We start from the raw sequence: 14,184 nt of genomic DNA, 5'->3' as shown, positions 1-14,184 counted from the left end.
TTTAAATTAATAGTTCATTTATATTTTTATCGAAATGAAGCGATTGATTTTTTTAGGCTTCTTTGTTTGGTTTAGCATTTCCTCTAAAGCCCAAACAGATCCACTAACCCAAGCCCATGGGGCTAAGAGTCAAAGTATGGGAAATCTTAAGGTTAATCTCCAAGATGCCTGGGCTATTTTCAATAATATCGGTGGATTAGATAGAATAAAAAGTTCTCAGATTTCCTTGGGAGTGGATACCAGATATGGACTCAAAGAACTAAGCACAACTGGAATAGCTGCAGGGATAAAGACTGATATTGGTACGTTTGGAGTTGGTTTGACTCGATTTGGTGGAAAGTTATTCAACCAACAAATGCTAGGATTGGGCTTTTCCCAAAAACTAGGAATAGCCAGTTTTGGAGTGAAAGTAGATTGGTTTCAGACCCAAATTCAGGATTTTGGTACCGGAAATTCTTTTCTGCTGAGCCTTGGTGGAGTGGCTGATTTAGGCCCTAAACTTCAAATAGGAGGAGCTTTTTCAAATATCAATCGCGCTAAAATCAGCAAAGCCTCCAGCGACCATTTATCCACTTTGATTTCAATGGGTCTTTCCTACTTTCCCACCTCCAGTTTGCAAGTGCATTTGGAAGCTGAAAAAGACATTTCTTATGCTCCTAATATTAAACTTGGATTAGAATACGGATTAAAAGAGTGGATATTCCTTAGGACAGGAATAAATAGTAATCCATCAAAACTATTTTTTGGGTTTGGTCTTAACCCTGGGAAATTTCGATTTGATTATGGACTTGGTCAAAATAACCCTCTTGGTTCTACAAATCATGTAAGCTTCGGATATATATGGGATTGAGGAAACTACATATTGCCCTATGTATTTCCACTTTACTACTTACCTATTCTATTTATGCTCAGAATCCGCCTCAAGGTCAAATTGACACAGAAAAATTAGTAGAACGGTTATTTCCTGTTCAGGAGGAAGACCTAGATTATGCAGCTATTTACGAGGTGCTTTTTCAGCTTTATTCAAATCCAATAAACATTAACCTCGCAGATGCTGAAATCCTTCAGGCAAGTTATCTTTTGAATCCCAGCCAAATCAATTCCATCATTTCCTATCGTGAGAAATATGGACCTTTTCTCTCACTTTATGAACTTCAAGCTGTTCCCGATCTCAGTCCAGAAACAATACAACAGATTTTGCCATTCATTACTTTAGGAAACAATGGGAATTCTTATTCCAAAGGATTGATTAGAAGGATTATTGATGAGGAACAAGGATATTTACTATTTCGCCATAGAAGAGTTTTGGAAACTCGAAAAGGGTTCACAACAGCAGATAGTTCTAGTTCAGGACAACCAAATTCCCGGTATTTGGGTGGGCCAAATGATCTTTATTTAAGATTTAGAATCCAACATGCAAGAGATTTCAGTCTTGGAATCACTTTGGATAAAGATGCTGGGGAACAATTTATCTGGGACCCAAAATCGAATAGATATGGGTTTAATTTTTTCTCTTTTCATTTCACCAAGTATCAAGTAAGAAACTGGAAAGTCATCAGTGTGGGTGATTATCAGGTTCAATTTGGACAGGGATTGGTGTTTGGTGCGGGCTATTCTTTGGGCAAAGGAGCTGAAACTGTTCCAACCGTCAGAAAAAGTAGTGTAGGCATCCTCCCTTACACTGCTGCGATGGAGTTTGGATTTTTCAGAGGATTAGGAGCTACTTATCAATCTGGAAAATGGCAGGGCACGATCATCACCTCTCTTGCCCCCAGAGATGGCAGATCCTCGCTTGAAAGAGATAGTCTGGAAAATGTATTTGAAACAATTTCTAGCCTAAGCCAAAGTGGGCTTCATCGGACAGCCAGTGAAATTTCTACTAAAGCTAAATTTCGAGAGGTTTCGATTGGAGGAAATACACAATATTCCTTATCCAAAAAACTTTCAATAGGCGGAAACTTTTTATCTACAAGATTTGACAAACCTTGGATCAAAACTCCCACTGTTTATAATCAATTTGATTTCTCTGGACAATCGAATTGGGTGGGGAGTTTTTATTTTAATTATAACTGGAAAAACTTCTTTCTATTTGGAGAAACTGGAATATCTAAATCACTTGGTAAAGGTTCTGTAATAGGATTCATCACCAGCTTAAGCAAAGAGTTCAATTTGTCAATGGTTTGGAGGAATTACGATCGTGATTTTCATAGCCTTTACGGTAATTCATTTTCCGAAGGAACCCGGTCTATCAATGAGCGAGGAGTTTACCTCGGAATGGAATATCAACCAACTAGGCAGTGGAAACTCAATGCGTATTATGACTTTTTCAGATTTCCTTGGTTGCGATATCGAGTCTATTCCCCTTCCAAGGGATTTGAATGGCTAGCTAGAATTTCCTATTCTCCATCTAAAACTCTCCTGACTTTTATCCAACTCCGCACTGAACAAAAAGAAAGAAATTTATCAGATACTGGAGAGTCTGCTATCCCCTACTTAGTTTCTCCGATTAAGAAATCAAATGGCATGTTGAGCCTAGAATACCAACTCTCAAAACAAGTTTTTATAAGATCTAGAATTTTAGGAAGTCGAGTGGAATTCAATTCAGAAAAATCCTACGGATTTATGGTACTTCAGGACTTTCAATACGCACGAGACAACTGGAAATTCACAACACGATTCGCTCTTTTTGACACGGATAATTATGACAACAGACAATATGCCTTTGAAAACAATGTCCTTTGGGCCTTTTCCGTCCCGGCATTTTCAGGTCAGGGAATGCGCTATTATTTTTTGGGGCAATACAAATTTAACACACAACTCACTGCCTATTTTCGGTTTGCTAGAACAAGCTATTCAGATCGGGATCAGATCGGATCAGGTCTTCAAACAATCGACTCTTCCCACATAACAGAAACCACTTTTTTAATCAGATACATGCTCCATCATTAATTTTCCATCAATGGTACAATTTTGAGCCTGTTTTTTTAATAATTTGTCAACAAACCACTATACCATGAAAAAAATACTTTACGCAAGTTTCATTTTACTACTCACCCTATCGTCGGCAATTGCCCAGGAGGTGGATTTGAGCAAATTCACCAAAATGGAAGGATTTGTCGATTTCTATCTCGACGAAGAAAAAGGTAAAATCTATCTGGAAATCGAGGATCTCGAAAAGGAATTTCTTTACGTCAGCTCTTTGACAGCAGGTGTTGGGTCCAATGACCTTGGACTTGATAGAGGTCAATTAGGTCAAACAAGAATTGTTGAATTTAGAAAGACCGGAAATAAAATCTTTTTAGTCCAGAAGAATTACGATTATCGAGCCTATTCTGACAATCCAGCTGAAGTAAAATCGATTAGAGATGCTTTCGCAGAATCCACTCTTTGGGGATTTGATGTCTCCCAAAAAAATGGAGACTCTTACATTGTCGAAGCGACAAAATTCTACATGGAAGATACTCATGGCGTTGGATCTAGATTGAGCAGAAGTCGTCAAGGAACATTCAGAACAGATGCAAGTCGCTCTAGCCTATACTACCCAACCACCAAGAATTTCCCAAAAAACACAGAAGTAGAAGCTGTGATCACTTTGACAGGTCAAATCACCGGTAGAGAGTTGAGTTCTGTTACACCCGGATCTGATGCCGTGACTGTTCGTCAGAGACATTCTTTTATCGAATTGCCAGATTTGGATTATGAGAAAAGAGAATTTGATCCAAGAGGCGGATATTTTTCTATCAGCTACATGGATTTCACAACTCCAATTACAGAGCCTATCGTCAAAAGATTTATTTCCAGACACCGTTTGGAAAAAACTGATCCAAGTGCCGCTGTTTCTGAAGTTGTAGAGCCAATTGTTTATTACCTGGATCGAGGAACACCAGAACCAGTAGCTTCTGCATTGATTGAAGGAGGGAATTACTGGAGTCAAGCATTTGAAGCAGCAGGATTTAAGAATGCTTTTAGAGTAGAATTGGCTCCTGAAGGAATGGATTTGATGGATGTGAGATACAATGTGGTCCAGTGGGTTCACAGATCTACCAGAGGATGGTCTTATGGAAGCAGTGTCAGAGACCCAAGAACAGGAGAAATTATCAAAGGACATGTTTCTTTAGGTTCTCTTCGAGTTCGTCAGGACTATTTGATTGCTCAGGGTTTGATTCAACCTTATGAGAATGGTGATGAACCTGATCCTAAAATGCTAAAGCTTGCATTAGATCGTTTGAGACAGCTTTCTGCCCATGAAATTGGTCATACCATTGGATTGGCTCATAGCTACGCCACTTCTGCCGAAGGAAGATCTTCCGTGATGGATTACCCTTATCCTGTTATCACTCAAAATGCAAATGGTGAATTGGATTTATATACAGCATACGACCAGAAAATCGGCGAATGGGACAAATGGGCTATCAAATATGGTTACGGCACAGTTCCTTCTGGAATGACTGAGGAAGAGTTCTTGAATAAAACCTTGGAAGACACCTACGCTGCTGGATACGAATTCATAACTGATTCAGATTCAAGAGACCCAAGTGGCGCTCACCCACGTTCGCATTTATGGGATAATGGAGCTTCGGCCTCTACTGAATTAGAAAGAATGCTTTCTCTTCGAAAAAATAAATTGGCTTCTTTTGGCTTAAATGCAATTCCAAATGGAACTCCAGAAGCCATGTTGGAAGAGGTTTTGGTTCCTCTTTTCTTAATGCACAGATACCAAGTAGAAGCAACCACCAAAGTAGTAGGAGGCTTGGATTACAGCTATAAGGTAAAAGGTGACAACCAACCAACCCACAGCTGGATTTCAGCAAAAGACCAACAAGATGCTTTGGATGCACTTTTACTTACCATCTCTCCAAGCCAATTGGAAGTTCCTGCTCATATCTTAGCTCTGATCCCTCCAAGACCTTATGGATATGGCAGAACAAGAGAAACATTTGTATCCAGAACTGGTCCTACCTTCGATCCTATCGCTCCAGCTGAGACAGTGGTAGATCTGACGCTATCATTCCTTTTTGATGTAGCAAGAGTCAATAGAATGTATTTACAGCAATTACAAAACAAAGACCTACCTGGCTATCAGGCGATTTTAGACAAAGTAAGCAATGAGATTTTCTCATCCTCTCTTCCATCTGGACTCCAATCAGAAATAAAAATGATGACCGAAACCAAAATGGTAGATCAATTAATCGCTTTAGCTAAAAGTGCGGATGCATCCAATACTGTGAGAGCAATTACTAGAGCACAACTAGAGAAACTTGCAAATGGGAACAGTAAACTTTCCTCTAGATCTTCAAATGCGTTGCTAGCTCAGCATTCTAATTATTTGGCTGCAAAGATTAATGCATTTTTGGATCTTCCGGTGGAATTGACCGTTCAGGAAACTTTAAAAGCTCCTGATGGTTCACCAATTGGATCAGAATCAATGTCTTGCGACTTTGACTATTAATTTCATATAAAAACCTTGAAAGAGCTTCCAAAATAGGAAGCTCTTTTTTTTAATTCCTTTTAAACTTTTCAAAAATATCTCAAACTATTTTTGTGTTTTTTACAATATTATTTTGAAATTTTGATTTTAAAAACTCTTACATTTTGAAATATTTGAATTAGATAACAATAAAATTTTTTGCACTATGAAGGAAGGCAAGAAAAGGTGTTTTGTAGTGATGGGTTTCGGCATCAAAACAGATTATGTGAATGGGAGAAAATTAGACCTCAATAAATCTTATCGATTATTGATTAAACCTGTTGTTGAAAGCAAAGGAATAGAATGTCTCAGAGCAGATGAAATCACACATTCAGGTTCTATTGATGTTCAGATGTATAAGGAGCTTTTAAAAGCGGATTTGGTAATAGCGGACTTGTCTACAGCGAACCCGAATGCTTTATATGAACTTGGGATAAGACATGCTTTAAGACCCTATACTACCATAGTCATTTCCGAAGACAAATTGATTTATCCATTTGATCTCAACCACATTCTCATATCAAAATACAAACATTTGGGTGATGCAATAGATTATGAGGAAGTAGAAAGATTCAGAATAGCCTTAGGAAACCTAATTGAAGAGGTGATTGACAAAAATGAATCAGATAGTCCTGTTTATACTTATTTAAGCTCATTGATTCCTCCAAAAACTCAGCAGGAAATAGAAGATTCAATAAATAAAACTACTGCCATTGAGCCATCAATACATGAGGAAAAAGGCAAAGCCCTTTCTCTGATAATTCAAGAGGCAGAAAATGCTGTAGAAATTAAAGAATTTGAAAAAGCACGGGATTTATTCCAGTCCGCAGTATTAATTTCAAATAGTAATCAATCCCAGCGTGATTCATATTTAATTCATAGACTAGCATTTTGCACTTATAAGGCTGCAAAACCAGATTTAATCACATCTTTATACCAATCTTTAGAGCTTTTAAAATCGATCAACCTAGCTCATACCAATGATCCTGAAACAGTATCTACTGCTGGTGCAATAGAAAAGAAACTTTATGAATGCGGTGAGGGAGATATTCATTTAGAAAACTCAATTCTTTTCTTCCAAAGGAGTTATTATCTACTCAACAACCGATACAATGGTATTAACCTTGCAATTACATATGTGTATAGAGCAAACTCAGGGTTGAGTACTAAAGAAAAGGAAAGAATTGCCGATTTGGTGTTTGCACAAAGAACTTGGAAACGAGTATTATTTCTCTGCGAAAAAGATTGGCAGATAATTTTGTCCAAAGAAAAAGGAGATGCAGCTCTAAAATCAAACTCTAAGGAATCTGAGGAGTTAAAGGAATATTATTCAAATCAAAAATTTTGGATTACAGTGAATCAAGCTGAGTCATATTTTGGTTTGGGTCAGTTTGATCTTTTTAGGTTTCATCATGAAGAAGCCAAAAAAATTCCACATGCGGTCTGGATGTGGGAAAGCTTTAAAGATCAAATTGGTAGATTAGAGGCAGAATTAAAAAAGTCAGGTCATTTGATGGATCCTATTTGGGAATCTTCATCTTAACAAAACACATAAGTTTCTTATTTTATGCAAAACCCATTATTGGCAAATTTTGCCACTCCATTTGATACAGCTCCTTTTTCAACAATTAAAACCGAAGATTATCTTCCTGCTATAAAAATCGCGATCGACGAAGCAAAACTGGAGATCGAAAACATCAAGAATAAGGAAAATCCAACATTCGAAAACACCATTGAAGCGATGGATCAATCCGGAGAAAAACTGGGAACGATCAGCTCAATATTTTTCAATTTAAATTCCGCAGAAACCAGTCCTGAACTTCAAAAGTTGGCAAGAGAAATTTCTCCCCTTTTGACTCAGCATTCTAATGACATATTACTTGACCCGGTTTTATTCCAAAAAGTAGCTTCAGTTTTTGAATCAAAAGATCAACTTGATCTAAATCCTGAACAAGTTACTTTGCTGGATAAGACTTATAAATCATTTGTTAGAAATGGAGCAAAACTTACCCCTGAGCAGGGAGAAATTCTCCGGACTATAGATCAGGAACTTGCACAGTTAAGCTTGAAATTTGGTGAGAATGTACTAGAAGAGACCAATAAATTTGTTCATTTTGAATCAGAAGAAAATGCTGTAGAAGGGCTTCCTGAAGGCATCAAAGAAGCAGCAGCCCAGATTGCAGAAGAAAAAGGTCAGCCCGGAAAATGGGCATTTACACTTGACTATCCTAGCTATGTTCCGGCACTTACCTATGCCAAAAACAGGGAATTGCGAAAACTTTTATTTTATGCATACAACACCAAATGCTCCAAAGGAGATGAGTTGGACAACCAGCAGATTATCAAAGACATCCTTCAATTAAAGGAGAAAAGAGCTCAACTTTTGGGATTTAAAAATCATGCTGAATTTATTTTGGCAGAAAGAATGGCAAAAAGTCCGGGTGAAGTGACTGAATTTTTAGAATCCTTACTTGAAAAAGCAAAGCCTAAAGCAGAACAGGAATTAGCTGAACTCACCGAATTTGCCAAGAAAACTGATGGAATCACTGAGTTGAAAAAATGGGATTTCTCTTATTATTCTGAGTTGCTAAAAAAGGAAAAATATGCGATCGATGATGAACTTTTGAGACCATATTTTCAGCTAGAAAAAGTGATTTCAGGAGTTTTCTTGACTGCCAAGAAATTATTTGGGCTTGAATTTATCCCGAATAAAGAAATTCCAGTTTACCACCCAGATGTACTTGCCTATGAAGTAAAAGATGCAAATGGGAAGCATATTGCGGTGTTTTATGCAGATTATTTCCCTAGACCAGGGAAAAGAAATGGTGCCTGGATGACCAGTTATCGTGGCCAAAGCAATGTGAACGGGGTAAGCAAAAGACCTCACGTTTCAATTGTTTGCAATTTCACAAAGCCAACCAAAACCAAACCGAGTTTATTGACTTTCAACGAAGTCACCACTTTGTTCCATGAGTTTGGACATGCATTGCATGGAATGCTAGCTAATACCACTTATGAATCACTCTCCGGCACTAGCGTTTATTGGGACTTTGTAGAGCTGCCTTCTCAGATTTTCGAAAACTGGTGCTACGAAAAAGATTGCTTAGATCTCTTTGCAGTACATTACGAAACTGGTGAAAAGATCCCTGCAGGCCTAATCGAAAAATTGAAGAAAGCCGCTAATTTCCAACAGGGATATCAAACCCTTCGACAAATAAGTTTCGGTTTATTGGATATGGCTTATCATAGCACAAAAGCAGAAGAAATTGAGTCAATCCCAACTTTTGAAACCGAGATCATGAAACAAACTGATCTGCTTCCAAAAGTGGAAGGAACGCTAATGTCCCCTTCATTTTCACATATTTTCCAAGGCGGGTATTCCGCTGGATATTATAGCTATAAGTGGGCTGAAGTTTTGGATGCCGATGCATTTGAGCTTTTCTTAGAAAATGGAGTTTTTGATAAGAAAACAGCTGATTCATTCTTAAAAAATATTTTGTCAGCAGGTGGTAGCGAACACCCATCTATTTTATACAAAAGATTTAGAGGAAGAGAACCAAAACAAGATGCTTTGCTTAAAAGAGCTGGCTTAATTACTTCTAATTAAGAACATTAGATTTATTATTTTCAAAAACTTCTATATTTCGTAAAACAATAATGAAACCCGACAAGATGAAAGAAAAATCTTTTACTATGCCCCCCTATCTCAAAGCCTTATCGGTTTTGATTTTCATAATAGTTCTTGTCTTCTTTCTTATTGTTGGAAAAAGCCTCTTGGTTCCATTATTTATGGGAGGTTTTTTTGCTGTTCTTTTCACCCCTTTCAGCAATTGGCTGGAGAGTAAAAAAGTACCGAGAACCATTTCGGCAGTTCTATCTTTGCTTTTGAATATAGCAATCGTGGTCGGATTATTGGTTTTTATCATCACTACGATTTCCAACTTCACAAGCGATTTTGACAATGTCTCAGAAAAATTATCCAACTACGCGAAGGATATTGATGAATGGACAATGACAAATTTTGGTATTGATGAAAATTTCGAAGAGAAAGCCAGTGATGATTATATCAAGACTTTGCTTCAAGAGCAGGGAGCAAACATTACAGGCTTTGCATTAAGAACAGTAGGATCATTATCCGGGACAGTTTTGATCCCTGTGTTCATGTTTTTCTTTTTGCTATATCGAGACCATTTGACGGAGGTCATGATCCGGATTTACCGAGACAAAGATCCTCAACTAGTCAAAATGAGAATCACTAACCTGAGAAAACTGCTGCAAAATTACATCATCGGAGTAGTAAAAGTGATGGGAATTTTGGCAGTTTTGAATGTCACGGCTTTTACAGCGCTGGGTATCAAGCATGCCATCTTCTTTGGTTTAATTGCTGCATTCCTCAATATCATTCCTTACGTAGGACCATTTATCGGTGCATTGATGCCGATGGTATATGCTTTTCTTACAAAAGACAGTCTGTTTTATCCGATTGCAGTTTTAGTTTCTTATCAACTGATCCAGTTGATAGAAGGGAATATTTTAACGCCTAAAATTGTGGGAGGAAATGTGAACCTGAATCCTTTTATTACATTTCTCGGCCTTTTAGTGGGTGGAACTATCTGGGGTGTTGCAGGAATGGTTTTGATTATTCCTACCTTAGCAATCCTTAGAGAAATATTTGAATTAAGTGATCAAACAAGTCCTTTTGCCTTATTGTTGGGTGAAGAAAGATCGGATGAAAAATCAAAAGAAAAATCCTCTGAAAGCGGTTAATTTCCTTGCTTTCCTTTTTACAATCATACTTTTTTCCTGTGATTCCCTTGAAGATAAAAAGGGAAGGTTCTTGCTGAAAGGCAATGAAAAAATGGAGGAAAATGATCCAAAATCAGCCATTGGATTTTACGAGGAGGCATTGGATTTGGATAGCGCCTATTTCGATGCTCATTATAACAAAGCGATGGCGCAGTTAAAACTCAACCAGCTTGACGAAGCAATTCATTCACTAGAGGATGCTATCAAATATAGACCTGATGATTTTGAAAGTTATTTCCAGAGAGGCTTAATTTATCTGGACAATGGTGAATTTTATAAATCAAGAGGAGACGCTGAGAAGCTGATCAGTTTAAATGACCAATCTTGGAAATCCTTCTTTCTGAAAGGACTTGTCGAGGAAAAGCTCAAAAACTATCCTGCCGCTCTATCGTCATTTGAAAAAGCTGTCAGCCTAGATCCATCAAATTCCGACCTGTTAGTTAATAAAGCGACATTGCTTTATTATGAAAAAAAGCCTGAATTGGCATTAGAAGTCTTGGAAGAGGCAGAAACCTTCAATCCCTCTGAACCAAATCTTCACAATTTGAGGTCAATGATTTATTTTGATGAAGGGAATTATTCAAAAGCTCTTGAAGCAGTTAATAAAGCAATTGCCATCGATAAAGGCCAGGCGTACTATTACAATAATAAAGGGCTTTACTTAATCTATCTTGATCAACTGGAAGAAGGATTGGATTTGATAAATCAAAGCTTAAAAATGGAACCCAATAATCCTTTCGCATTGAGAAATAAAGGGATTTACTATGTTCTGAAGGGCGATAAAGTTACTGCTTTGCAATTTTTGGCAGAATTAAATCAGAATTATCCAGAAATGGATTTAGTGAAGGAATACTTAGAAAAGGCTCAGGCGCTATAATTTTCGCCTGTTACTACTTCTTTGATCTTTTTCAAAAGCTCCGCAGCATCAATTGGCTTAGCTACAAATCCATCGAAACCGCATTCATCGATACGCTCCATGATTTCAAGTTTTGCGGCTGCTGTCAAAGCAATTACAGGGACACTTGAAAAAGATTTGATTGCTAATGTAGCATCAAAACCATCCATGACAGGCATTTGAATATCCATCAAAACGCAATCATACTCATTGGTTTTGAGCATATCTACTGCTTCTTGACCATTATGAACACGTTCAAATGTAAAGCCCCATTTTTTAATGATTTTGCCAAGAACTAGTGCATTGACATCATTGTCTTCCGCCATCAACAGTCTTAATTGTAACGGAGCTGATGGTTTTTCCTTTACAGTGAAAGTTGGAACTGGGTTTTCATCAGAAATTTCGAATTCCAATTCAAAGTAAAAACGACTACCCTTATCTACTTCAGATTCCAATTGGATAGTGCCTCCCATCAGAGAAAGTAGCTTCCTGGTAATCGACAAACCAAGTCCCGTACCTCCATATTTAGAACTGAAGGTTGGCTTCACCTGGTCAAAATCATTGAAAATTTTCTCTTGGTTTTCTTTCGCAATACCAATACCTGTATCCTTAACCTCGAAATATATTCTTGCCTTGTTTGTGCTCATTTCTTTGAGCAAAACAGAAACAGTCACATCCCCTTCTTTTGTAAACTTGAGTGCGTTAGTAATAAGGTTATTTAGAATTTGAGAAAGTCTTGTTTTATCACCTTTGAGCCAAAGATTCAATCCTTCAGAAATGTTTAATTGAAGATTGTTTTTACTTTCTTTCGCATGGAATGACAATCCATTCAAGATCTGTTGAATTAAATTCTCAAAGTTGAAAGAAGCTTTTTCAATGGTCAATTTACCAGCTTCAATTTTTTGAAAATCCAGTAGATCATTGATCATGATAATCAAATTATCTACTGCAAAATTAATCGTATTCAGAGCTGTTTTCTGGGAATCACTTGGCTGCTCTTGTAGCAAAGAATAAGTAGAACCCGAAATCGCATTTAACGGTGTCCGCAATTCATGACTGATCATAGACAGGAAGTCAGATTTGATTTGACTTGCTTTCACAGCTGTCAACCTAGCTTCCTCAAGCTTAGCCTCGAATTCTTTTTGATCACTGATATCTGTCAAATAACCATACCAAACCATGTCTCCATTCTCGAGAAGTTGCGGTCTGGCGGCACCTAAAATCCATCTATATTGATTTTGGGAATCATCCGTCTTGACTCTAAACTGACATTGCCAAGGCTCTTGCTTTTTGGCAGAAGCCACCGAGGACATGATAACCTGAGGCAAGTCCATTGGATGAACTCTGGAAATCGCCATAGAAATGTCCTCAAAATCCTTGATTTCTTCAGGGTTCAAGCCCAGTACTGATCCAATTCCTTTGGACAGAAAAGAGAACTTCATTTTCCCTTCGGCATCCAAAACCATCTGATAAAGACCTCCTGGAACTTGCTCTGTTAGGTTCATCAAGAAGTCACTGCTTTCTTCCAGGTTTTTCTCTAGAATTACCTTTTCAGAAATATTTCTAAAGGTCAAACTTATAAATCCTTGCTCTTCAACTTCGATTAATTTAGAGCAGATTTCCAGAGTCAACTGACGACCTTGGGTATTTATCAAATTAGTGGAAAATCGCTGCAACTCTGATTCAGAACCTTCATTTTGGATCCAATCCTGCCACAAATCAGGGTTATCAAACAAACCTCCAAGCTCGCTTAAGTGCTTTAGGTTTCTTCCTTCTTCAAAGCCAAAAAGCTTTACTACTTCATGATTCGCGATATAAACTTTACCGTCTGGGAAAACGACCATGCTTGGATCTGGCGACTCCAGCAATAACTTTTCAAGTCGATTGATTTTTCTATTCCGATCAATTATCTCAGAGTCTTCCCAGATTATTCCAGCAAACTCAGAATCATTGACTTTTATACCCTTGAATTGAAAATGTTTAGTTGACGACTCTAAAAGCTCTATTTCAAATTCAAAACTTGCAGATTCAGAACCAATCTTTACAAAACAGTCACCCCATTTATCCGCAAATTCCTGCACAGATTTACTTTGAATTGCATTAGCTAAATCAATTTGTTGTGCGAGTCCAATTAAATTTGAAGCAACTGCATCGAATGAAATTGAATTTATACTCTTATTAAACTTCCAAGATCCTGATTTTGCAGAAGAAGGAGAATTTACTTTTAAGTTTTCAATTTGATTCTCTAGTTGCTTTTGTTTTGCTTTTTCAGAAACATCTTTCCCAATGATGAAAAATCTTTCTGGAGTAAACTGGACACTAAAATCAATGAATTTGAATTCTCCTGATTTTGATCTAATCCTCGCTTCAAAAAAAGCATTTCCATCATTCCCTACTTTTTCCCTCCAAATGGATTTAACCGACTCCAGATCTTTTTCATGAATCAAATTACAAAGACTTGAATTCAATAACTCCTCAGGTTGATATCCCAATACCGGAAGCACAGATCCATTTAAATAAGTTAAATACTCATGCTGTCCGATTGCAATTATATCCTGGAAAGAAGTGAAAAATTGCTGAGCTTCTTTTTTGGTCGGCAACCCCAGAGTTTTGACCTCTTTACCTTTGTAAAACAAAAAATAATTTGCGCTGCTTTCATAAGGTAATTCCAGTCTGAAACTGTATTCTTTCCCATCATGGCTAAGAATCAATTCTTCTTTGAAAATATAAGCGTTGATATCCAGCCCTAATCCTGCTAAAGTCTTTTCTTGGAGTGATTCACCAATCTGATTTTCGAACGCATCATTGGCATAGAAGATACTATATGGAAACGTATCATCTGCAAGAAAAACCATTTCTGAAGATTCATATATGATTTTCTTAAAGGTGCTATTAATACCTCTTTCTTGCATTTGGGCGAATCTAAAATTAAGGGTGTTTCGGCGTTTTTGTTACAAGAAACCATAAATTGATCTCCATGCAGTAAACATACATCATTTTGTATTTCATAACAAAT

8 protein-coding genes are annotated in these 14,184 nt (G+C 37.3%); 7 read left to right on the top strand and 1 reads right to left on the bottom strand.

What is annotated here, in order from left to right; translation table 11 throughout:
* Window positions 1-34 precede the first annotated feature (34 nt).
* The 7 genes from FHS59_RS04255 to FHS59_RS04225 all read left to right on the top strand — a co-directional run bounded on the left by FHS59_RS04255 (window position 35) and on the right by FHS59_RS04225 (window position 11,150).
* Entirely contained in the window at window positions 35-850 is an 816-nt protein-coding gene (locus tag FHS59_RS04255; RefSeq protein ID WP_184493362.1) for a PorV/PorQ family protein, read from the top strand.
* Window positions 841-2,949, top strand: a complete 2,109-nt coding sequence (locus FHS59_RS04250) for a helix-hairpin-helix domain-containing protein (protein WP_184493360.1) — start codon at window positions 841-843, stop codon at window positions 2,947-2,949. Before FHS59_RS04255 ends, FHS59_RS04250 begins: the two co-directional genes overlap by 10 nt.
* Window positions 2,950-3,013: 64 nt before the next feature.
* Window positions 3,014-5,449 carry a zinc-dependent metalloprotease gene (locus FHS59_RS04245; protein ID WP_184493358.1) on the top strand — a complete coding sequence of 812 codons (2,436 nt, stop codon included), beginning with the start codon at window positions 3,014-3,016 and terminating at the stop codon, window positions 5,447-5,449.
* A gap of 184 nt (window positions 5,450-5,633) precedes the next feature.
* The gene (locus FHS59_RS04240; RefSeq protein WP_184493356.1) at window positions 5,634-7,010 is read left to right on the top strand and encodes a tetratricopeptide repeat-containing protein; all 1,377 of its coding nucleotides are present in this window, start codon (window positions 5,634-5,636) and stop codon (window positions 7,008-7,010) included.
* Between the two features lie 24 nt (window positions 7,011-7,034).
* Window positions 7,035-9,074, top strand: coding sequence for a M3 family metallopeptidase (locus tag FHS59_RS04235; RefSeq protein WP_184493354.1), 2,040 nt, complete (start codon window positions 7,035-7,037; stop codon window positions 9,072-9,074).
* 65 nt (window positions 9,075-9,139) lie between these two features.
* Window positions 9,140-10,234: an AI-2E family transporter gene (locus tag FHS59_RS04230; RefSeq protein WP_184493352.1), complete on the top strand. Its 1,095-nt coding sequence runs from the start codon at window positions 9,140-9,142 to the stop codon at window positions 10,232-10,234.
* Window positions 10,197-11,150, top strand: coding sequence for a tetratricopeptide repeat protein (locus tag FHS59_RS04225; RefSeq protein ID WP_184493350.1), 954 nt, complete (start codon window positions 10,197-10,199; stop codon window positions 11,148-11,150). The genes FHS59_RS04230 and FHS59_RS04225 overlap by 38 nt, the downstream gene beginning before the upstream one ends.
* Here FHS59_RS04225 and FHS59_RS04220 read toward each other — a convergent pair.
* The gene (locus FHS59_RS04220) at window positions 11,138-14,080 is read right to left on the bottom strand and encodes a PAS domain-containing hybrid sensor histidine kinase/response regulator (protein WP_184493348.1); all 2,943 of its coding nucleotides are present in this window, start codon (window positions 14,078-14,080) and stop codon (window positions 11,138-11,140) included. The genes FHS59_RS04225 and FHS59_RS04220 overlap by 13 nt on opposite strands.
* Window positions 14,081-14,184: the final 104 nt, after the last annotated feature.

The sequence above is a fragment of the Algoriphagus iocasae genome (assembly GCF_014206875.1).
Classification (GTDB): domain Bacteria; phylum Bacteroidota; class Bacteroidia; order Cytophagales; family Cyclobacteriaceae; genus Algoriphagus; species Algoriphagus iocasae.
The sequence above is the reverse complement of the archived record's forward strand: the minus strand, read 5'-3'. Positions and strand labels throughout refer to the sequence as shown.